The 20,228-nt window shown below is 70.7% G+C and carries 21 protein-coding genes; 16 read left to right on the top strand and 5 right to left on the bottom strand.

All coding sequences use genetic code 11. The annotated features are described in order from the left end of the window. The first annotated feature begins 101 nt into the window (after positions 1-101). From ACYVF3_RS22405 to ACYVF3_RS22370, 8 genes are all read left to right on the top strand, one after another. Positions 102-944: an SIR2 family NAD-dependent protein deacylase gene (locus ACYVF3_RS22405; protein WP_461156208.1), complete on the top strand. Its 843-nt coding sequence runs from the start codon at positions 102-104 to the stop codon at positions 942-944. Between the two features lie 137 nt (positions 945-1,081). Further along, a complete protein-coding gene (locus ACYVF3_RS22400) occupies positions 1,082-2,383 on the top strand; it encodes an NlpC/P60 family protein (RefSeq protein ID WP_461156207.1) in 1,302 nt (433 codons plus the stop codon). Positions 2,384-2,428: 45 nt separating this feature from the next. Further along, positions 2,429-3,001 (top strand): molybdenum cofactor guanylyltransferase, encoded by a 573-nt coding sequence (gene mobA / locus ACYVF3_RS22395; RefSeq protein ID WP_461156206.1) that lies wholly within the window; start codon positions 2,429-2,431, stop codon positions 2,999-3,001. A gap of 261 nt (positions 3,002-3,262) precedes the next feature. Then, entirely contained in the window at positions 3,263-4,399 is a 1,137-nt protein-coding gene (locus ACYVF3_RS22390) for an AAA family ATPase (RefSeq protein WP_461156205.1), read from the top strand. Between the two features lie 83 nt (positions 4,400-4,482). Continuing rightward, positions 4,483-5,367 (top strand): DUF58 domain-containing protein, encoded by an 885-nt coding sequence (locus ACYVF3_RS22385; protein WP_461156384.1) that lies wholly within the window; start codon positions 4,483-4,485, stop codon positions 5,365-5,367. Positions 5,368-5,369: 2 nt separating this feature from the next. Next, positions 5,370-6,350, top strand: a complete 981-nt coding sequence (locus ACYVF3_RS22380; protein ID WP_461156383.1) for a VWA domain-containing protein — start codon at positions 5,370-5,372, stop codon at positions 6,348-6,350. A 43-nt stretch (positions 6,351-6,393) separates the two neighbouring features. Beyond that, complete coding sequence (locus tag ACYVF3_RS22375; RefSeq protein ID WP_461156204.1) at positions 6,394-6,984, top strand: class I SAM-dependent methyltransferase; 591 nt, start codon at positions 6,394-6,396, stop codon at positions 6,982-6,984. Positions 6,985-7,019: 35 nt separating this feature from the next. Next, entirely contained in the window at positions 7,020-7,742 is a 723-nt protein-coding gene (locus ACYVF3_RS22370; protein WP_461156203.1) for an MgtC/SapB family protein, read from the top strand. A gap of 40 nt (positions 7,743-7,782) precedes the next feature. Here the strand turns inward: ACYVF3_RS22370 and trxA are convergent, their stop codons facing one another. After that, on the bottom strand, positions 7,783-8,145 hold the full coding sequence (gene trxA / locus ACYVF3_RS22365; protein WP_145739111.1) for a thioredoxin: 363 nt from the start codon (positions 8,143-8,145) through the stop codon (positions 7,783-7,785). A gap of 288 nt (positions 8,146-8,433) precedes the next feature. Here trxA and fabG point away from each other — a divergent pair, with 288 nt between their 5' ends. From fabG to ACYVF3_RS22350, 3 genes are all read left to right on the top strand, one after another. Continuing rightward, positions 8,434-9,138 (top strand): 3-oxoacyl-ACP reductase FabG, encoded by a 705-nt coding sequence (gene fabG, locus ACYVF3_RS22360; protein ID WP_461156202.1) that lies wholly within the window; start codon positions 8,434-8,436, stop codon positions 9,136-9,138. A gap of 98 nt (positions 9,139-9,236) precedes the next feature. Next, a complete protein-coding gene (gene fabI, locus ACYVF3_RS22355; RefSeq protein WP_461156201.1) occupies positions 9,237-10,004 on the top strand; it encodes an enoyl-ACP reductase FabI in 768 nt (255 codons plus the stop codon). Positions 10,005-10,236: 232 nt separating this feature from the next. Then, entirely contained in the window at positions 10,237-11,256 is a 1,020-nt protein-coding gene (locus ACYVF3_RS22350; RefSeq protein WP_461156200.1) for a ferrochelatase, read from the top strand. A gap of 59 nt (positions 11,257-11,315) precedes the next feature. Here ACYVF3_RS22350 and ACYVF3_RS22345 read toward each other — a convergent pair whose 3' ends face one another. Then, on the bottom strand, positions 11,316-12,110 hold the full coding sequence (locus ACYVF3_RS22345; RefSeq protein WP_461156199.1) for a hypothetical protein: 795 nt from the start codon (positions 12,108-12,110) through the stop codon (positions 11,316-11,318). 139 nt (positions 12,111-12,249) lie between these two features. Between ACYVF3_RS22345 and ACYVF3_RS22340 the strand changes: the two genes are divergently transcribed. The 3 genes from ACYVF3_RS22340 to ACYVF3_RS22330 all read left to right on the top strand — a co-directional run bounded on the left by ACYVF3_RS22340 (position 12,250) and on the right by ACYVF3_RS22330 (position 14,710). Beyond that, on the top strand, positions 12,250-13,056 hold the full coding sequence (locus tag ACYVF3_RS22340; protein ID WP_461156198.1) for a DUF3097 domain-containing protein: 807 nt from the start codon (positions 12,250-12,252) through the stop codon (positions 13,054-13,056). A 70-nt stretch (positions 13,057-13,126) separates the two neighbouring features. Beyond that, a complete protein-coding gene (locus tag ACYVF3_RS22335; protein ID WP_461156197.1) occupies positions 13,127-13,558 on the top strand; it encodes an NfeD family protein in 432 nt (143 codons plus the stop codon). A 21-nt stretch (positions 13,559-13,579) separates the two neighbouring features. Then, on the top strand, positions 13,580-14,710 hold the full coding sequence (locus ACYVF3_RS22330) for an SPFH domain-containing protein (protein ID WP_461156196.1): 1,131 nt from the start codon (positions 13,580-13,582) through the stop codon (positions 14,708-14,710). Positions 14,711-14,738: 28 nt separating this feature from the next. Here the strand turns inward: ACYVF3_RS22330 and ACYVF3_RS22325 are convergent, their stop codons facing one another. Together ACYVF3_RS22325 and ACYVF3_RS22320 are read right to left on the bottom strand one after the other, a co-directional pair. After that, positions 14,739-15,143, bottom strand: coding sequence for a PAS domain S-box protein (locus tag ACYVF3_RS22325; protein ID WP_461156195.1), 405 nt, complete (start codon positions 15,141-15,143; stop codon positions 14,739-14,741). A gap of 140 nt (positions 15,144-15,283) precedes the next feature. Next, positions 15,284-15,958 (bottom strand): GntR family transcriptional regulator, encoded by a 675-nt coding sequence (locus ACYVF3_RS22320; RefSeq protein ID WP_461156194.1) that lies wholly within the window; start codon positions 15,956-15,958, stop codon positions 15,284-15,286. A gap of 70 nt (positions 15,959-16,028) precedes the next feature. Here ACYVF3_RS22320 and ACYVF3_RS22315 point away from each other — a divergent pair, with 70 nt between their 5' ends. Together ACYVF3_RS22315 and ACYVF3_RS22310 are read left to right on the top strand one after the other, a co-directional pair. Then, a complete protein-coding gene (locus tag ACYVF3_RS22315; protein WP_461156193.1) occupies positions 16,029-17,309 on the top strand; it encodes an MFS transporter in 1,281 nt (426 codons plus the stop codon). A 68-nt stretch (positions 17,310-17,377) separates the two neighbouring features. Then, complete coding sequence (locus ACYVF3_RS22310) at positions 17,378-18,808, top strand: aldehyde dehydrogenase family protein (RefSeq protein WP_461156192.1); 1,431 nt, start codon at positions 17,378-17,380, stop codon at positions 18,806-18,808. Positions 18,809-18,815: 7 nt separating this feature from the next. Here ACYVF3_RS22310 and ACYVF3_RS22305 read toward each other — a convergent pair whose 3' ends face one another. Continuing rightward, positions 18,816-20,225, bottom strand: a complete 1,410-nt coding sequence (locus tag ACYVF3_RS22305) for an amidase (RefSeq protein ID WP_461156191.1) — start codon at positions 20,223-20,225, stop codon at positions 18,816-18,818. Positions 20,226-20,228 lie beyond the last annotated feature (3 nt).

The following is a 20,228-nucleotide window of genomic DNA, read 5'->3' as shown; positions in this document are numbered from 1 at the left end:
TCTTCACAGGACCGGCCCGGCGCCGGTCAGGAACTCGGTGACCGGCAACACACGGCGGCCCGGTGCGCCGAGCGGCGTCGCGTCCGTGGCACCTTGTGGAGGTGACGCAACGAGGCTCGGAGGCCGACGACACCGCGACGTGGCAGCGCGCCCGACAACTCTTCGGCGCCGCCCGGCGCATCACCGCGCTCACCGGCGCGGGCGTGTCCACCGCGTCCGGCATTCCCGACTTCCGGGGGCCGGAGGGCGTGTGGACCCGCAACCCGCAGGCCGCCCGGCTCAGCGACATCGACAGCTACCTCGCCGACGAGGACGTCCGGGCGCAGGCCTGGCGCGCGCGAGCCGAGAACCCCGCATGGCACGCCGAACCCAACGCCGCGCACCAGGCGTTCGTCGACCTGGAGGCCTCGGGCCGGTTGGGCGCGCTGCTCACCCAGAACATCGACGAACTGCACCAGCGCGCCGGTCTGAGCCGCGACCGCGTCCTGGAGCTGCACGGCACGATGCGCCGCACTGTCTGCGTGCACTGCGGCGCCTCCGGCGACATGCGCAAGGTGCTGCAGCGGGTCGCCGACGGCGAGCGCGACCCGGATTGCCGGTCGTGCGGCGGAATCCTCAAGTCGGCGACGGTGTTCTTCGGCCAGACGCTCGACGGCGAGGTGCTGCGGGAGGCGCGGCGCGCGTCGCTGGACTGCGACCTGTTCGTCGCCGCGGGCACTTCCTTGTCGGTGTACCCGGCGGCGGCCTTCGCGGAGATGGCCGCCAAGGCGGGCGCGAAGCTGATCATCTGCAACGCAGAGCCGACCCCTTACGACGAGATCGCCGACGCGGTGCTGCGCGGCCCGCTCACCGAGGTGCTGCCCGGTCTCGCCCACGCGCCGCTGATCGACTCCGACGAGCCGCTGCGAACCTGGGGTGATCCCAGCACCTGGGATCAGATGTGACACGAGTGGTTGACGTTGCAAGAGAAACGTCCGTTTCGTGTGGTGCGAATGAGGCGCTGATGCAAAACTCCGGCTAATTGTGACTCCGTTCGGTCTAAGTTCCTGTACCGAACGGGTGCATCTGCTGGAGGTGACGGGTGTTGTCCACGAATCGAGGCGCGCGCAGGATCGGCGTGCTGGTGCTGCTCTGCGCGGTCGGTTTGGGCGCCACCGGCACCGGTGCGGCCGTCCCGCCGCCCCCGCCGAACCCCAGCGATGCCGAGATCCAGGCGGGCAAGACCGACGCGCAGCGCACCGCGGGCCAGGCCGGTGAGCTCGCCAACCGGCTCGCCGAGGCCGAATCCCGCCTCGTGGGCTTGCAGTCCCAGGTCGAGGTGCAGATGGAGGGCGCGAACAAGGCCCGCGTCGATCTCCAGCGCGCGGAGGACGACTACGGCCGCTCGCGCACCGCCGCCGATGCCGCCGCCGCGGACGCGCGCGTCGCGGCCGAGCGGATCGAATCGCAGCGCCACCGGCTCGACCAGTTCGCCGCCAGCAGCTACCGCCAGGGCAGCAAGCTCGGCTCGATCACCGCCTACGCCGGTGCCCGGAACCCGGAGGAGATGCTCGAACGGGCCTCCCTGCTCGACGCCATCAGCGACTCGCAGCTCGACGTCCTCGAGGATCTCGAGAAGGCGCGCATCGAGAAGGTCAACAAGGATTCGATGACCCGGGCCGCGCTGGAGGAGGCCGAGGCCAAGCGCCAGGCCGCCGACGAAGCGCGGGCGGCCGCCGAAGCCGCCCAGCAGGCGGCGATCCAGGCGCGGGCGCAGCAGGTGACGCAGGCCGAAGGGCTGCAGGCCGATCGCGACTCGGTGCAGGCGGAGCTCGATTCGGCCCGCTCGCGAGTGTCCGGGCTGCAGGCCCAGCGCGCCGATTACGAGGACTGGCAGGACGAGAAGGCCCAGGAGGAGCAGGCGGCGGCCAGCGCCCGCCCGGTCGCCGATCACCAGGCCGGGAGCAGCGAGCCGTCCTCCTCCGGTGACGTCGAGGCCGTGGTGTCGCGGGCGCTGTCCCAGCTGGGGATGCCCTACGCGTGGGGCGGCGGCAACTCGCGAGGGCCGACCCGCGGCATCCGGGACGGGGGAGTGGCCGATTCCTACGGCGACTACGCCAAGATCGGCTTCGACTGCTCGGGGCTGATGATCTACGCGTTCGCCGGTGCCGGCGTCTCGCTCGACCACTACAGCGGCTACCAGGCGCAGTCGGGCAAGCGGGTCCCGCTGTCGCAGATGCAGCGCGGCGACATGCTGTTCTGGAACGACGGCGGCTCCATCCACCACGTCGCGCTCTACCTGGGCAACGGGAAGATGGTCGAGGCGCCGTACTCGGGTTCGCGGGTGCGCGTGGCGCCCGTTCGCTACGGCGGCATCTACCCCTACGCGGTGCGCCCGCTCTGACGGCCCGGCTGGTCGGGGCCTTTCGCGGGCTGCAAGCATGGCGACGTGGCGGATTTCGCGGCGGTGCTGCTGGCCGGGGGTGGAGCGCGGCGGCTCGGCGGCGTGGACAAGGTGATGCTGCCGGTGGGCGGCCGGACGCTGCTGGACCGCACGATCGACGCCGTGGCCGGAGCGGATCCCGTCGTGGTGGTCGGTCCTGAGCGGCCGACGGCCACGCCCGTCCGCTGGACCGCTGAGGAGCCGGCCGGGGGAGGGCCGCTCGCGGCGGTCGACGCCGGACTGCGCCTCATCGGCGACACCGGCGGGCTCGTGGCGGTCCTGGCCGCCGATCACCCCCACCTCACCCCGGGCACCCTCGTGCGCCTGCGGGCCGCGCTGACCGATCAGCCGACGGCCGGGGGAGCGGTGCTGGCTGATCCCGGTGGCAGGGCGCAATGGCTGATCGGCCTCTGGCGGGTGCGGGCGCTGCGGGATTCGATGCCATCGGAAGTCCGGAGCCGCCCGGTGCGGGCGCTCTTCGCGCCGCTGGACCCGCTGCGGATTCCCGCCACCACACCTGAGGTGTCCGATGTGGACACGCCGGGGGACCTGCGCAGAGCGCGCACGCCGGAATCCTGAGATCGTCCCCGGAGCCCCGTCGGACAGGCGCGTCGGCTAAATACTTAATAACATCTATGACTTCAGTGTTAACTGAAATTAATGCCGTTCGGCCAGGCCTCACGACCAGCCCGGAGAACGAAAGCGGTTCGGCTTCACAGCGGTCATACCGGTGATGAGGTTGGGTGGGGTTCGATGCGCCCCCTCGTGCGCGGGGAGTCAGCGGCGTGCCAGGATCTTGATCGGCCGGAAGCGGCCGCATCGACGAGGAGGCTGGGAGAAGTGACCGAGGCTGGCAACGGTGAGAGCGGGGGCGCCGGAGCCGCTGCGGCGCGTCCAGCAGGTCAGGCGGGAGCGTCGAGCACCCCGGCGCGCGACGCGCAGCTGCTCGAGCGCACCGTCTTCGAAGTCAAGCGCGTCATCGTCGGCCAGGACCGCCTGGTCGAGCGGATGCTGACCGGTCTGCTGGCCAAGGGGCACATCCTGCTCGAAGGCGTGCCCGGTGTCGCCAAGACCCTCGCGGTGGAGACCTTCGCCCGCGTGGTCGGCGGCTCGTTCTCCCGCCTGCAGTTCACCCCGGACCTGGTGCCGGCCGACATCCTCGGTACCCGCATCTACCGGCAGGGCAGCGAGCGCTTCGACGTCGAGCTCGGCCCCGTGCTGGCGAACTTCGTGCTCGCCGACGAGATCAACCGCGCGCCCGCCAAGGTGCAGTCGGCGCTGCTGGAGGTCATGGCCGAGCGGCACGTGTCCATCGGCGGGCAGAGCTTCCCGATGCCCGCGCCGTTCCTGGTGCTGGCCACCCAGAACCCCATCGAGAACGAGGGCGTCTACCCGCTGCCGGAAGCCCAGCGCGACCGCTTCCTGTTCAAGCTCCCGGTCGAATACCCGACCGCGGAGGAGGAGCGCGAGATCATCTACCGGATGGGCGTGGCCCCGCCCGAGCCCAACGGGGTACTCAGCCCCGAGGAGCTGATCCGGCTGCAGGACGTCGCCGCGGGCGTGTTCGTGCACCACGCGCTGGTCGACTACGTGGTGCGGCTCGTGGTGGCCACCCGGATGCCCAACGATCACGGGCTGGCCGACATCGCGGGCTGGGTCTCCTACGGCGCCTCCCCGCGAGCCAGCCTCGGGATCATCGCCGCCGCCCGCGCCCTGGCGCTGGTGCGCGGCCGCGACTACGTGCTGCCGCAGGACGTGGTCGACGTCGTGCCGGACGTGCTGCGCCACCGGCTGGTGCTGTCCTACGACGCGCTCGCCGACGGCATCCCGGTCGAGCACATCGTGGCCCGGGTGCTGCAGACGGTTCCGCTGCCGCAGGTCTCCGCTCGTCCGCAGGGCGGTCCGCAGCAGCCGGCGCCGGTCGGTCCCGCCGGGCAGCCCGGCTACGGCCAGCCGCCGATGCCACCGCACCAGTGAGGGGAGGGGCAGACGTGGCGGTACCCGCGGACTCCGGCGGTGACCGCCCGGCCTGGGCACCACCGGCCCTGGAGACCGGGCGCATGGAGGTCGCGCTGCGCGCCCTCGAACTCACCGTTCGCGGGCGGCTCGACGGTCTCCTGCAGGGCAACCACCTCGGTCTGGTGCCCGGACCGGGCAGCGAACCGGGGGAGGCCCGCAGCTACCAGCCCGGCGACGACGTGCGGCGGATGGACTGGGCGGTCACCGCGCGCATGGCCGAGCCGCACATCCGGCAGACGGTCGCCGACCGCGAGTTGGAGACGTGGGTGGCGATGGACCTCTCGCCGAGCCTCGACTTCGGCACGGCCGCCTGCGACAAGCGGGAGCTGGCGGTCGCCGCGCTCGCCGCGGTGATGTTCTTGACCAGCGGTGGTGGCAACCGGATCGGCGCTGTGGTGGACAACGGGACCGGGCAGCACCGGCTGCCCGCGCGCGGTGGTGCCGCCTACGCGCGGGCGTTGCTGAAGAAGGTCGCCGAGACCCCGCGGGCCCCGGAGGGAACCCGCGGTGATCTCCCGGGGCTGCTGGAATCCCTGCGGCGCCCGCCGCGCCGCAGGGGGCTGGCCGTGGTTGTCTCCGACTTCCTCGGCGGCACCGAGTGGCAGCGCGCACTGCGCGGACTCGGCGCCCGGCACTCGCTGCTGGCGATCGAGGTGATCGACCCGCGGGACGTGGAGCTGCCCGACGTGGGCACGGTCCTGCTGTCCGACCCGGAGACGGGCAAGCGCCGCGAGGTGCACACGACTCCGGTGCTGCGCAAGGAGTTCGCCGCTGCGGCGGCCGCGCACCGGGAGGACGTGGCGAGGGTCCTGCGCAGGGCCGGGTGCGCTCACCTGGTGCTGCGCACCGATTCCGACTGGATCGCCGATGTCGTGCGGTTCGTGATGGCCCGCAAGCGCGGTTGGTCCGGCGGAGGAGCTGGGTGATGTTGAGTCTGACCGGGTTCACCACGCCGTGGTGGTTCCTGCTGCTGTTCCTCGTCGCCGGTCTGGTCGCCGGGTACGTGTGGGCGATGCGCCGCGGGCGGCGGGACACGCTGAAGTTCTCCAACCTGGAGGTGCTGGACCGGGTCGCCTCCAGCAAGCAGGGCTGGTGGAAGCACGTGCCGCCGGCGCTGCTTGGGGTGGCGCTGATCTTCCTGACGGTGGCGTTGTCGGGTCCGACCGCGGAGCAGCGGATCCCGCGCAACCGGGCCACGGTCATGCTGACCGTGGACGTGTCGCTGTCGATGAAGGCCACCGACGTCGAGCCGAACCGGTTGGAGGCGGCGAAGGTCGCGGCCAAGGAGTTCGCCGACAAGCTGACGCCGGGCATCAACCTCGGTCTGGTGTCCTTCGCCGGGACGGCGACGGTGCTGGTCATGCCGACCACCGATCGGTCCAGCGTCAAGCAGGCGATCGACACCCTGAAGCTGGCCGAGGCGACCGCGACGGGCGACGGCATCAACGCGTCGATGCAGGCCATCGACTCGTTCGGCAAGATGGTCGGCGGTCCGGCCGGTGCGCCTCCGGCGCGGATCGTGCTGATGGCCGATGGCGGGCAGACCATTCCGCGCGAGATGGACGCGCCCCGCGGCGCTTATACGAAGGCCGGCGAGGCGAAGAAGTCGGGCGTGCCGATCTCGACGATCTCCTTCGGCACCAAGCACGGCTCGATCGAGATCGAGGGCGAGCAGGAGTGGGTCGAGGTCGACGACGACGCGATGCAGGAGATCGCGCGCCTGTCCGGCGGTGAGTTCCACAAGGCTTCCAGCGCTGAACAGCTGCGCGAGGTCTACGAGACCCTCGGCGAGCAGATCGGCTACGAGACCAAGCACACAGACGCCAGCAAGTCGTGGCTGGTGCTGGGTACTCTCTGCGCGATCATCGCGGCCGGGATCTCCCTGTTCGCCGGTCGAAGACTGCCTTGAGGGCGGGCGCGCCCGTCCCTACGACGACGGGAGCAGCGTCGCCTTGAGCACGGCAGCTCGTTTCTTGTGGGAATTCGTCAAGTCGCCGACCACGACCGCCGCCGTGGGCCCGAGTTCGCGGGCCCTGGCGGAGCAGATGGTGGCCCCGATCCCGCTGACCGGTGATCCGGTGGTGGTGGAGCTGGGGCCGGGCACGGGGGCGTTCACCGAGGTGATCCAGCGGAGCCTGGGCGGTCGCGGGATGCACCTGGCGGTGGAGCTCAACGAGGGGTGGGCGGCGGATCTGGGTCGCCGGTTCCCCGGGGTGGAGTCGGTGTGCGGTGACGCGCGCAGCGTTCCGGATCTGCTGGCCGAGCGCGGCCTGGGCGAGGCCGATGTCGTGGTCAGCGGGCTGCCGTGGGTGGCGCACGCGTCAGTGGGCGGTGTGCCGCTGGTGGAGCTGCTGGCGGGTTCGATGGCTCCGGACGGCGTCTTCACGCAGTTCGCCTACACCTGGACCCGGTGGGCGCCGCCGGCGCGCAGGCAGCACGCGGATCTGAAGGCGACCTTCGAGGAGACGGTGGTCAGCCGGACGGTGTGGCGCAACCTGCCGCCCGCGGTGGTGTACCTGGCCCGGCGGCCGCGTCGCGCGTAGCCGCGGGCCGCCTGTGGCGGTGTTAGTTTGCTGGGATGCCTGCTGATGCTGTGGTGACGGGGCTCGACGAGTTACCGCTGCTGGTGGAGCTGGGGACGGCGCTGCTGTTCTCCAGCCTCATCGGTCTGGAGCGGGAGATTCGCGCCAAGAGCGCCGGGCTGCGCACCCACGCGCTGGTCGGGGTGGGCGCGGGTCTGTTCATGCTGGTGTCCAAGTACGCCTTCGGCGATCTGCTGGTGTTCGACCGGGTGTCGCTGGACCCGTCGCGGGTGGCGGCGCAGATCGTCTCGGGCATCGGGTTCATCGGCGGTGGCCTGATCTTCGTGCGGCGGGACGCCGTGCGGGGTCTGACCACGGCGGCGTCGGTGTGGCTGGTGGCCGCCGTGGGGATGGCCTGCGGCGGGGGACTGGTGCTGCTGGCGGCCGCGACGACGGGCGTGCACTTCCTGGTGGCGATCGGGTTTCCGTACCTGCTGCGGTTCGCCCGGCCGGGGTTGCGGGAGCCGCAGGTGATGCGGGTCGGCTACCTGGACGGGTACGGGGTGCTGCGCAACGTGCTGACGATGTGCACGAGTCGTGGGTGGACGCTGCTGGACCTGCAGGTCGAGCGTGAGGATTCCGACGACGAGCAGCGCACGGCGGTGGTGGCGCTGCGGCTGCGCGGGAAGAGCCCGGTGGCGGCGCTGGTCGAGGAGATCAGCTCGTTGCCGGGGGTGTTGCACGCGGCGGCCGGGGAGTCGGCCGAGGGCGGGTTCTGACGGAGGGCGGTGCCGGGCCCGCGGGCCCGGCACCGGCGGATCACTCCGCCTCCGCCTCCGCGTCCTTCTTCACCTCGTCCATGTCGAGCCCGCGGGCCTGGCCCACGAGGTCTTCGAAGACGTTCTCGGGCAGGGCGCCCGGCTGCTGGAAGACCAGGACCTTGTCCCGGATGATCGCCAGCGTCGGGATCGACTGGACGTCGAAGGCGGCGGCGAGCTCGGGCTGGTCTTCGGTGTCGACCTTGGCGAAGACGATGTCGTCGTGGGTTTCCGAGCCCTTCTCGAAGACCGGCGCGAACTGCTTGCACGGGCCGCACCAGGAGGCCCAGAAGTCGATGATGACGAACTTGTCGTCGCCGACGACCTCGTCGAAGTTGTCCTTGGTCAGTTCCACCGTGGCCATGGGATACCTCTTCGCAGTGGTGGGCAGTATTCGGGCAACGTCGGCCGCGGGACCGCGCATTCCCCCAGGTACGTGTTGGGTGCACCACGCTCGTGGTGATCACCGCGAGCGTGGTGGGCCACGGTACTGGCCGTGGGGCCGGTCCGGCGTGCACGGGGTGCCTCGGTGTGTAGGCACGCCACCAGAATGGGGCACTTTTTATGTGCGGAGTCGATGAGCGGTGGTGCTCGCCGAGCGGATAATGTCGCGGCTGAAACGAATCTTGACGTGTTCGATGGGAGATCCACAGTGGCACGGTCCGTACTGGTGACCGGCGGTAACCGCGGCATCGGCCTGGCGATCGCGAGGGCGTTCGAGGCCGCCGGGGACAAGGTCGCGGTCACGCACCGCGGATCGGGTGCGCCTGAGGGCTTGTTCGGCGTGCAGTGCGACGTCACCGATCCGGACCAGGTCGCTGCGGCCTTCGACGAGGTGGAGGACGCGCACGGGCGGGTGGAGGTGCTGGTGGCCAACGCCGGCATCACCGACGACACGCTGCTGCTGCGGATGAGCGAGGAGCAGTTCGGTCGGGTCATCGACGCGAACCTGGCGGGTTCCTACCGGGTGGCCAAGCGCGCGGCCAGCAGCATGCTGCGCAACCGGTGGGGCCGGATGATCTTCATCTCCTCGGTGGTGGGTCTGTCCGGTGGGCCTGGTCAGGTCAACTACGCGGCGAGCAAGGCGGGTCTGGTGGGCATGTCCCGCTCGATCGCCCGGGAGCTCGGTTCGCGCAAGATCACCGCGAACGTGGTGGCGCCGGGTTACGTCGCCACGGACATGACCGAGGAGCTGTCCGAGGAGCGCAAGAAGGAGATCCTCGCCCAGGTCCCGCTGTCGCGGATGGCCGACCCGGAGGAGGTCGCGGGCGCGGTGCGCTGGTTGGCCTCCGACGAGGCCGGTTACATCACCGGTGCGGTGATCCCGGTCGACGGCGGTCTTGGGATGGGTCACTGACGGCCCTGCTGCGGGTACGAGGACGTTCCGGCACGGCGCTGGTGCCGGTGACCACGGGTGCGCAGGCGCCCGGCATGTGATTTCGAAGGGGTTTTCTCGTGAGCGGATTGCTCGAAGGCAAGCGGATCCTGGTCACCGGGGTGATCACCGACGCGTCGATCGCGTTCCACGCGGCCAAGGCCGCGCAGGAGCAGGGCGCTGAGGTGGTGCTGACCGGTTTCGGCCGGTTGAGCCTGGTGGAGCGGATCGCCAACCGGCTCCCGAAGCCGGCGCCGGTGCTGGAGCTGGACGTCACCAACGCCGAGCACCTGGAGACCTTGCCGGAGCGGGTGCGCCAGCACGTGAGCGGCCTGGACGGGGTGCTGCACTCGATCGGCTACGCGCCGCCGTCGTGCCTGGGCGAGCCGTTCCTGGACGCGCCGTGGGAGGACGTGGCCACCGGGGTGGAGATCTCGGCGTACTCGTTGAAGTCGTTGAGCACCGCGGTGCTGCCGCTGATGGGCGAGGGCGGCTCGATCGTGGGCATGGACTTCGACGCCCGCGTGGCGTGGCCGGCCTACAACTGGATGGGCGTGGCGAAGGCGGCGCTGGAGTCGACGTCGCGGTACCTGGCGCGCGAGCTGGGGCCGAAGGGCGTCCGGGTGAACCTGGTGTCGGCGGGGCCGGTGCGCACGATGGCGGCCAAGTCCATCCCGGGCTTCTCCGAGCTGGAGGCGGGCTGGGGCGACCGGGCTCCGCTGGGCTGGGACGTCAACGACCCGACGCCGGTGGCGAAGTCGATCTGCGCGGTGCTGTCGGATTGGCTGCCCGCGACGACCGGCTCGATGATCATGGTCGACGGCGGTGTCCACTCGCTCGGGATCTGATCCCGGCGAAGGCGCTGCGACGGGGTGGTGGTTCCGCTGGGAACCGCCACCCCGTTCGTCGTCCGCGGAGGCACTTCCCGGTTTTAGTCCAAACTGAGCCGACATTTTGGACATGATCATGGCTCGGTTTTGACTAGAACCGGGAGATGTCGGGGATCGGGGACCGCGAGTGGGTTCACATCGCGTGCGCCCCGGTTGCGCGGTGGTGTTCGCGCGGCGCGATGATGGCGCGGTGAGCTTTGACGCGTTGCTGTTCTTGTCATTCGGGGGGCCGGAGGGCCCGGAGGAAGTGCGGCCGTTCCTGGAGAACGTGACTCGGGGCAGGGGAGTGCCGCCGGAGCGCCTCGACGAGGTGGCCGAGCACTACCTGCACTTCGGCGGGGTGTCGCCGATCAACCGGTTGAACCAGGACATCATGGCCGCGCTGCGCGCCGAGCTGGCGGCGCAGGGCCGGGATCTGCCGGTCTACTTCGGCAACCGCAACTGGCACCCGATGATCGAGGACACCGTCGCGCAGATGGCCGAGGACGGGGTCGAGCGGGCGCTGGTGTTCGCCACCTCGGCGTGGGGCGGGTACTCGGGCTGCAAGCAGTACCACGAGGACATCGCGCGGGCGCGGGAGTCGGTCGGGCAGCGGGCCCCGGAGCTGGTGAAGCTCCGGCAGTTCTTCGACCACCCGCTGTTCGTCGAGGCCAACGCCGACGCGGTGCGCGCGGCCTACGAGCGTTTGGGGCAGCGCGACGAGCAGCCGCGGCTGGTGTTCACCGCCCACTCCATCCCGTTGCGCGCCGACGAGCAGCCGGGTGCCGACGGTCTGCCGCGCTGGTACTCGCGTCAGGTGGCCGAGGCCTCCCGGCTGGTGGCCGAGCGGGTGGGCGTGGACGCCTACGACGTGGTGTGGCAGTCGCGTTCGGGGCCGCCGCAGGTGCCGTGGCTGGAGCCGGACGTCTGCGATCACCTGGAGGACCTGCACGCCAAGGGCGTGGGATCGGTGGTGGTCAGCCCGATCGGTTTCGTCTCCGACCACCTCGAGGTGATCTGGGACCTGGACAACGAGGCCGAGGAAGCGGCCGCCGAGATGGGGATGGGCTTCGCCCGCGCGGCCACGGCGGGCACCGATCCGCGGTTCGCGAAGATGATCGTGGAGCTGATCGCGGAGCACACGGAGGACGCTCCGGTGTGCAAGCTCTCGGAGATGCTGGCCGCGGGTTCGACGGCCAACGGCCGGCTCTGCGCTCCGGGCTGCTGCTGAACCGCGCCACGTGAGGAGGGGGCGTTCCCGAGCCGGGAACGCCCCACTCCTCACGTGGGTCAGGAGCTGGTGGCCTGGTCGGCCAGGACGCGCACCATCTCGGCGATCGAGGCGCGGCGGGCGGCGCGCACGGCGTCGAAGAGGGGCCGCAGCGCGTCGGTGCGGGCGCGGATGGCCGAGGCCGACAGCGCGCCGCCGGGGGAGTCGTCGGTGGCCACCCACAGGATCGCTTCGACCTCGGTGGCCCGCTGCAGGATGCGCAGCGTGCGCTGGGGGATGGTCTCCGGCCAGTCCGGGGCGGGTTTGTCGGCGATGGTCCGGGCGATCTCCTCGCGCACGCCGGGGCGCTGCTTGGCGACGCCGAGGTCGATGAGGACGGTGGCGGCTTCGCGCATCGCGGAGGCCATGCCGTGTTCGGCTTCGCCGATGGGCATGTGCTCGGCGGGCGGCATCTCGCCGGTGTCGAACACGGTCCAGCGCCGGACGCCGTCGGCGATGCGCTCGGGCACCAGGCCCAGTTCGGCTTCGGGCAGCACGGCTGCTTCACCGACGCGCATCGCGAGCTTCGAGAAGGCGGTGGCTCCGCCGAGTCCGCGGACGTCGCCCGGCACGGGCAGCGCCAGTTCGCCGGTGGAGACACCGGCCTTGCGCAGGGCTGCGAGCAGCAGGGCGGGGCCGGCGGGCGCGTCGTGGGGGCCGGGCAGGTCCAGGCGTGCGGCGAGCTCGTCGTCGGCAGCGCGGAACTCCTGCACCTCGCCCCAGGTCTGCACGGCATCGAGCACGTCGTCGGAGGCGGCAGCACCGTGCAGCCAGGCGGACGACCAGACAATCAGAGTGGCGCTTGGGCATGGCACGTCGCTAGAGGGTACGGATCGAAAACCGTTGCCGCGTCCGGGGGGAGGTGGGGTGTGACGCCGCCCATGAGTCGGGTGCGCGGTGATCGTCCGGCGTGGCGGCGCCCTCAGCCGCCACGATCGGATTACGGTGTTGATCGTGCGGTCGGTTGATTATGGACGGGACATCCTCTCGGGCTCGCGGCGCAAGAAGGTGCCCGAGGTCCCCGCTGAACCGGGTCTGGTGGTGGAGGACGCGGCCAGCGGTTTCTGCGGTGCGGTGCTGAGGGTGGAGAAGGGCAACGTCGTGCTGGAGGACCGGCACGGCAAGCAGCGGCTGTTCCCGATGCGCCCGGCGGCGTTCCTGCACGAGGGCAAGCCCGCGACGCTGGTTCCGACCGCCGCGGTGCCGGAGGCGGCGCCGAGGCAGTCGGCCTCGGGTTCGGTGAGGGTCGAGGGCTTGCGGGCCCGCACGGCCCGGGGGAGCCGGATCTGGGTCGAGGGCCTGCACGACGCGGAGCTGGTGGAGCGGATCTGGGGTCATGACCTGCGGGTGGAAGGCGTGGTCGTGGAGCCGTTGCACGGCGTGGACGATCTGCCGGGTCTGCTGGCGGAGTTCGGGCCGGAGCCGGGCAGGCGGGTCGGCGTGCTGGTCGACCACCTGGTGCCCGGTAGCAAGGAGTCCCGCCTCGTCGAGGGCATCTCCGACGAGCACGTCATGATCACCGGCCATCCCTACGTGGACGTGTGGGAAGCGGTGAAGCCCGCCGCGGTGGGGATCCGGGAGTGGCCGACGGTGCCGCGCGGGCAGGACTGGAAGCAGGGGGTGTGCTCCCGCCTGGGTTGGGGCGAGCCGGCGGAGGGCTGGCGGCGCGTGCTGGCCGGGGCCACCAGCTTCCGGGACGTCGAGGCGCCGCTGCTGTCGGCGGTCGAGCAGCTGATCGATTTCGTGACCGTCCCGGAGTGAGGCGGTCACGCCTTGATCACGTGGCCGCGAATGCCGGGAATACCTGGGGCGGGCGTGCCACGATGGGGACATGACTCCTGCGCTGCTGTGGCTGATCGCCGGGGTGCTGCTGATCGGCGCCGAGGTGCTCTCCGGCGATTTCGTGCTGGTCATGGTCGGTGCCGCGGCTCTGGGGGCCGCCGGTAGCTCGGCGCTCGGGATGCCCCTGGGCGTGGACGTCGCGGTGTTCGCGGTGCTGGCGCTGGGGCTGGTGCTGATGGCTCGGCCGGCGTTGAAGCGGCGGATGACCGAGCAGCGGGAGCTCAAGACGAACGTGGACGCGCTCGTGGGCAAGCAGGCGCGGGTGGAGTCCACAGTGGATGGGCAGGGTGGCCGGGTCAGCATCGAGGGCCAGCTGTGGTCGGCGAGGTCGCTGGACGACACCCAGGTAATCGAGGTCGGTCGCACGGTCACCGTCATGGAGATCGCGGGCGCCACTGCGGTGGTGTGGGCCGAGCCCTGAGGGAGATGAGGCTTTGTGGGGATGCCTGAACTGATCGCGCTCGTGGTCGTGGTGCTGCTGGTGCTCATCGTCGTGGTGAAGGCCGTGATGGTGGTGCCGCAGGCGCAGTCGGCGGTGGTCGAGCGGTTGGGCCGCTTCCGGACGGTGGCGCAGCCGGGCCTGAACATGCTGGTGCCGTTCTTCGACAAGGTGCGGGCGCGCATCGACCTGCGGGAGCAGGTCGTGTCGTTCCCGCCGCAGCCGGTGATCACCCAGGACAACTTGACGGTGTCGATCGACACCGTGGTGTACTTCCAGGTCACCGATGCGCGGGCGGCGGTCTACGAGATTTCCAACTACATCGTGGCCGTCGAGCAGCTGACCACCACGACGCTGCGCAACGTGGTCGGTGCGATGAGCCTGGAGGAGACGCTGACCTCGCGGGACGCGATCAACACGCAGCTGCGCGGGGTTCTGGACACCGAGACCGGCCGGTGGGGCATCCGGGTCGCCCGGGTGGAGCTCAAGGCGATCGACCCGCCGCCGTCGATCAAGGACTCGATGGAGAAGCAGATGCGCGCCGACCGGGAGAAGCGCGCGATGATCCTCAACGCGGAGGGCACGCGGGAGTCGTCGATCAAGACGGCCGAGGGGCAGAAGCAGTCGGCGATCCTGGCGGCGGAAGGCGAGAAGCAGGCCGCGATCCTGGCCGCCGAGGCCGACCGGCAGTCCAGCATCCTGCGGGCGCAGGGTGAGCGGGCCAGCCAGTACCTGCAGTCGCAGGGGCAGGCCAAGGCCATCGAGAAGGTCTTCGCGGCGGTCAAGCGCTCCAAGCCGACGCCGGAGCTGCTGGCCTACCAGTACCTGCAGACGTTGCCGCAGATGGCCCAGGGCGACGCCAACAAGGTGTGGGTGGTGCCCAGCGACTTCGGCAAGTCCCTGGAGGGCTTCGCGAAGATGCTCGGCGAACCGGGCGCCGACGGCGTGTTCCGCTACGAACCCTCGGAGGACACGACCGAAGCTCCGCCGGCCGAGGCGGTGGAGGAGTCCGTGCAGGCGTGGTTCGACACCACCACCAACCCCGAGGTCGCCGAAGCGGTGCGCGCCGCGGAGGCGGTGGCGCGCAAGGAGGTTCCGCCTGCGAACGTGTCGCAGCCGCCGGAACAGGCCTGATTCGCCGTTGTTCGCGTCCCGGTGCCGGCTATCCGGCGCCGGGACGCACTTGTTGGGCGGGTGCGGTGATGGGTGTGAACGGCTGCGCGTCCTGGTGTGATGGCGCGTAGGTGGCGACCGCGCCGATGGCGTTGCCGAAGGGGTCGCGCAGGACGCTGAAAACGCCGGGGAAGACCCTGATCTCGCCGTCGGCGCAGACGACCGGCAGGTGGGCGGCGGTGCCTTCGAGCTTGGCTCGGGCGGTCCGCATCGCGCGGTGGAAGCCCTCCCAGTGAGCTTGCTGGTGCTCCGGGGGCACGATCAGGTCGAGCGAGGCACCGAGCGCGTCGTCCGCGGTGTGCCCGAAAAGCAGTTCTGCGTCTTGGTTGAAGTGGGCGATCCGGCCGCTGGTGTCGGCGACGACCACGGCCGATCGGCGCTCGGTGTTGTCCATGAACGAAGAATGCTGTCTGATCAGCACGTCCGCTCTACATTATTGCATCTGTAACTTCAGTGCAGAATGAAATTAATGCTCCGCAGCCAAGATCAAGCACGCCCCGTGCCTCAAAAGCCGCCCCGACAGGAGAGCTCGGCTCAGGTGTCGGTGGGGTCGAGGTAGGGGCCTCCGGAGATGCCCAGTGCCCGGACGGTTCCCAGCAGGTGCTCGCGGAGCAGTTCCTTGGTGGCCGCGGCGTCGCCGGCGGCGAGGGTGCCGGCGAGTTCGGCGTGCTGGTGGGTGATGCGATCGCGGTGGGAGTGGGTGCGGGCCGTGGAGGTGATGCGCATCTGCTTGTCGCGCAGGGTGTTGTAGAGGTCGGTGACCACGGGGTTGGCCGCGGCGTCGACCAAGGTGGCGTGGAAGGCGCGGTCGGCCACGTGCATCTCGGCATCGCTGAGCTCGGTGCCGTCGCAGGCGGGGTGTTCGGCCAGTCGGCGGCCGATGTCCGACATCGCTTCGGGGCCTTCGATGGCGAGCTTGTCGATGGCGAAGCTCTCCAATGCCAACCGGGCCTCGATCAGCGCGCGGGCCTCGTTCGCGGTGACCGGGACGACGAGGGCGCCGCGCTTGGGGTAGAGCTTGAGGAATCCCTCCGATTGCAGGCGCAGGAAGGCCTCGCGGACGGGTGTGCGCGACATCTGCAGGGCGCCGGCCACCTCTCCTTCGCTGAGCAGCTCGCCGTCGGGGAAGCTGCCGTCGAGGAGTCCGGTCTTGACGTGCTGGTACGCGCGGTCGGCTGCCGGCGTTTCGGATGTTGTTGCGCTCGACACGTGAGCATCCTACTTCCACCCCTCTTGTATCTATGATGGATACAAGTCTTTTCCAGGGAGGGGTCGCACGGTGTCCACGACGGTCGAAGCGCCACCGCCGCAAGCGGGTGCCCAGCAGCGAGGGGCCGGCACGCGCACGGCCTGGCTGATCTGGGGTGTGGGAGCGCTCTGCTACTGCGCTGCGCTGTTTCACCGGGCCGGCCTGGGCGTGGCCGCACCGGAGGCGCTGCAGCGCTTCGACTCCGGGCCGGGCGTGCTGGCGCTGTTCTCCGCGCTGCAGCTGGGCGTGTACCTGGTGCTGCAGATCCCGGCGGGTCTGCTGGCCGACCGCCTCGGCCCCCGCAAGGTCATCACCGGCGGCATGGTCGCTCTGGCGCTCGGCTCTGCGGTGTTCGCGCTGAGCGGGTCGATCGTCGGCGGGATCGCCGGGCGGATGCTGATCGGGTTCGGCGACGCCTTCATGTTCACCAACGTGCTGAGGCTGGCCGCGCACTGGTTCCCGCCGCACCGCTACGGCAAGGTCGCCGCGCTGACCGGGCTGGCGGGCGGTCTCGGGCAGATCGTCTCGACGCTGCCGCTGAGCCTGTCGCTGCACTCGCTGGGGTGGGTGCCGACGTTCCTGGGTGCTGCGGCGCTGACCGCCGCGCTGGGCCTGGCCGCCGCGTTGATCATCCGCGATCGTGCGGTTGCCGGGCACGATCGCGCGGAGGATCCGGAGCCGGTGTCCGAGCGGATCCGCCACAGCTTGCGGGTGGTCGTCGCGCAGCGCGGCACCCAGCACTCGTTCTGGACGCACTTCGTGCTGATGGCCCAGTTCGTCGCGATCACCACGTTGTGGGGCGGTCCGTGGCTGAGCTCGGCGCAGGGGCACGGCCAGTCGGAGGTCGGATCCCTGCTGCTGCTGAGCGTGCTCGGCTTCGTCGTGGGCACGTGGTTCGCCGGCCAGTACGTGTCGGGGCGGCCGCGCCGTCGTGAGCGCTACACCTTCGGGTTGTCGTTGGTGGTGGTCGTCGTGTGGGCGGTGATGGTCGGCTGGCCGGGTGTTCTGCCGACGCCGGTGCTGGTGGTGGCGTTGCTGGCCGTCGGTGTGTCCGGTGGTGCGGCGATGCTGGCCTTCGACGGTGCGCGCACGGCCAACGCCGAGCACCGGTCGGGCACTGCCACGGGTGTGGTGAACATGGGTGGTTTCAGCGCTGCGGTGCTGATCCAGCTGCTGGTGGGCGGTGTGCTGGAGCTGGTGTCGGGTCTGGATCCGGCGGTGGGTTACCGGTGGGCGTTCGCTCCGGTGCTGGCGCTGCTGGTGGTCGGTTCGGCGTCGCAGTGGTGGTTGCGGGACCGCTCCCTGACGTGAGCTGGTGGCGTTAGCCTCGGTGGGTGGCCGGCCAGCGGCGGTCGGCTTCGGTTACGGAGGCGTGTGGCGTGACGGCGTGGGAACTGCGCAACCTCGTGGGTGGCAAGTCCGCGGTGGCGGCTGATGGTGCGACGTTGCCGGTCCTGGATCCCAGCACCGGTGAGCAGTACGCGACGGCGCCGTTGACCCGGTGGGTGGATGTCGATGCGGTGATGCCGGTGGCGGCGGAGGCGTTCGAGTCCTGGTCGCAGGTCACGCCGCGGCGGCGGCAGGAGGCGTTGCTGGGCATCGCCGATGCGGTGGAGGAGCGCAGCGAGCAGCTGGTGTTGGCGGAGTGCCGCAACACGGGCAAGCCGTTCGAGGTGGTGCGGTCGCAGGAGTTGCCGATGGCGGTGGATCTGCTGCGCTTCTACGCCGGGGCTGCGCGGGTGGAGGGTGCGGCGGCGGGTGGTGAGTACCTGCCGGGGCACACGTCGTTCACGCGTCGGGAGCCGATCGGGGTGTGCGCGGCGGTGACGTCGTGGACGCATCCGCTGTTGCAGGCGGCGGCGAAGGTGGGGCCTGCGGTGGCGGCGGGCAACGCGGTGGTGCTCAAGCCTGCGGAGACGACGCCGGTGAGCGCGGTGTTGTTGGGTGAGTTGGCGGGGGAGTTCTTGCCGCCGGGTGTGCTCAACGTGGTGTGCGGTGATCGTGACAGCGGTCGGGCGATGGTGGCGCACGAGGTGCCGGGGATGTTCTCGATCACCGGGACGGTGCGGTCGGGGATGGAGGTCGCGGGTTCGGCTGCGGCGGATTTGAAGCGGGCGCATCTGCAGTTGGGCGGTAAGGCGCCTGCGGTGGTGTTCGCGGATGCGGATCTGGATCGGGCGGCGGAGCGGATCGCGGTGGCGGCGTTCGGCAACGCGGGTCAGAGCTGCACTGCGGCGAGCAGGGTGCTGGTGGCCGCGGAGGTGCGGGAGGAGTTCGTGGGGCGGTTGGTGGAGTGGGCGGGCTGGTTGCGGCCTGGTCCTCCGCAGGACGCGGATGCGGCGTTCGGTCCGCTCAACAGCGCGGGTCAGTTGGAGTTGGTGCTGGAGCGGTTGGAGCGGTTGCCGGAGCGTGCGCGCGTGGTGGCCGGGGGGCGGCGTCGTGGTGAGCGGGGTTTCTTCTTGGAGGCCACGGTGGTGGCGGGTGTGGAGCAGGACGACGAGCTGGTGCAGCACGAGGTGTTGGGGCCGGTGGTGGCGGTGCAGTCGTTCGCCGATGAGGCGGAGGCGGTGCGGTTGGCCAACGGGGTGCGGTACGGGTTGACGGCGAGCGTGTGGACGCGGGATCACGGTCGTGCGATGCGGTTGTCGCGGGGGTTGCAGGCGGGCACGGTGTGGATCAACGCGCACGATTGCCTGGTGGCGGAGATGCCGCATTCGGGTTTCAAGCATTCGGCGTCGGCGCGGGATTTCGGGTCGCACGGCTTGGAGGACTACACGCGCATCAAGCACGTGATGTCGGCGTGGGAGTGAGCGCCGGTCAGTGCTGGCGGGGTGTGGTGGTGCGCGTCCAGGGGTTGGCCTGTTCGTAGGCGTGGGCGGCGCGCAGGACGAGGGCGTCGTTGTGGCGTGGGGCGATGATCTGCAGGCCGATGGGCAGGCCGTCGTCGGTGTGGCCGCAGGGGATGCTGGCGGCGGGTTGCTGGGTCATGTTGAAGGGGTAGGTGAAGGGCGTCCAGGTGGTCCAGCGGTCGCCTTCGGTGGGTGATTCGCCGCGGTCTGCCTGGAAGGGCGGGATGCCGACGGTGGGGGTCAGCAGCAGGTCGTAGGTCTGGTGGAAGGCGCCCATGCGCTGGCCGAGGGTCATGCGGGTGTTGGTGGCTTCGAGGTAGTCCTGGGCGGTGTAGGTGAGGCCTTGGCGGCAGATGTCGGCGAGGCCGGGGTCGAGGAGTTCGCGCTGGGTGTCGGTGAGGTGTTCGGTGGCTTTGGCGGCGCCGGCGAACCAGAGCACGTGGAAGTCCTCGATGGGGTCGGTGATGTCGGGGTCGGCTTGGTCGACGTGGGCGCCGAGCTCGCTGAAGGTGCGGGCGGCTCGGGTGATGGCGTGGGTGATCTGGGGGTCGACGCGGGTGGTGAAGCCGAGGTCGGTGCTCACGGCGATGCGCAGGCCGGCGACTCCGCCGCCGAGGTGGTCGATGTAGGAGTCGGCGGGTGGGGGTAGTGCTGACCAGTCGCGGGTGTCGGGTTGGGCGAGGACGTCGAGCATGAGGGCGGCGTCGGTGATGGTGGTGGTCATCGGGCCGGCGTGGGAGAGGGTGCCGAAGGGGCTGGCGGGGTAGAGGGGGATGCGTCCGTAGGTGGGTTTGATGGTGGCGATGCCGCAGAAGGCGGCGGGGATGCGCACGGATCCGCCGCCGTCGGTGCCCAGTGCGAGGGGGCCCATGCCGGTGGCGACGGCTGCTGCTGCTCCGCCGGAGGAGCCTCCTGCGGTGAGGGTGGTGTTCCAGGGGTTGCGGGTGGTGCCGTGGCGGGGGCTGTCGGTGACGGCTTTCCAGGCGAGTTCGGGCATGGTGGTTTTGCCGAGCAGGACTGGGTTTTCGCGGCGGAGGTTGCGCACGGCGGGGGCGTCTTCGGTCCAGGGGCCTGCGGCGTCGACGGTGCGGGAGCCGCGCAGGGTGGGCCAGCCGCGGGTGAGGAAGATGTCCTTGACGGAGGTGGGGACTCCGTCGAGGCGGCCGATGGGTTGGCCGTGGTGCCAGCGGTTCTCGGATTCGCGGGCGGCCTGCAGCGCGGTGTCGGGGTCGATGAGGCAGTAGGCGTTGACGGCCGCGTCGTGGTCGTTGATGCGTTGCAGGGCGGCTTCGCAGGCTTCGACGGGCGAGAGGGTTCCGGCGGCGTAGGCGGCCAGCAGCTCGGTGGCGGGCAGCTCGGCGGGCTGGGTGTTGGCCATGGC

Source organism: Saccharopolyspora tripterygii (genome assembly GCF_054778355.1).
This window is presented reverse-complemented; position numbering and strand designations above follow the sequence as displayed.

Excerpts from the sequence above, each read along its gene's own strand:
- ACYVF3_RS22330 (WP_461156196.1), top strand. The coding sequence starts at position 13,580 with ATGCCTGAACTGATCGCGCTCGTGGTCGTGGTGCTGCTGGTGCTCATC.
- ACYVF3_RS22305 (WP_461156191.1), bottom strand. The coding sequence starts at position 20,225 with ATGGCCAACACCCAGCCCGCCGAGCTGCCCGCCACCGAGCTGCTGGCC.
- trxA (WP_145739111.1), bottom strand. The coding sequence starts at position 8,145 with ATGGCCACGGTGGAACTGACCAAGGACAACTTCGACGAGGTCGTCGGC.
- ACYVF3_RS22335 (WP_461156197.1), top strand. The coding sequence starts at position 13,127 with ATGACTCCTGCGCTGCTGTGGCTGATCGCCGGGGTGCTGCTGATCGGC.
- ACYVF3_RS22325 (WP_461156195.1), bottom strand. The coding sequence starts at position 15,143 with ATGGACAACACCGAGCGCCGATCGGCCGTGGTCGTCGCCGACACCAGC.
- ACYVF3_RS22385 (WP_461156384.1), top strand. The coding sequence starts at position 4,483 with ATGGAGGTCGCGCTGCGCGCCCTCGAACTCACCGTTCGCGGGCGGCTC.
- ACYVF3_RS22370 (WP_461156203.1), top strand. The coding sequence starts at position 7,020 with ATGCCTGCTGATGCTGTGGTGACGGGGCTCGACGAGTTACCGCTGCTG.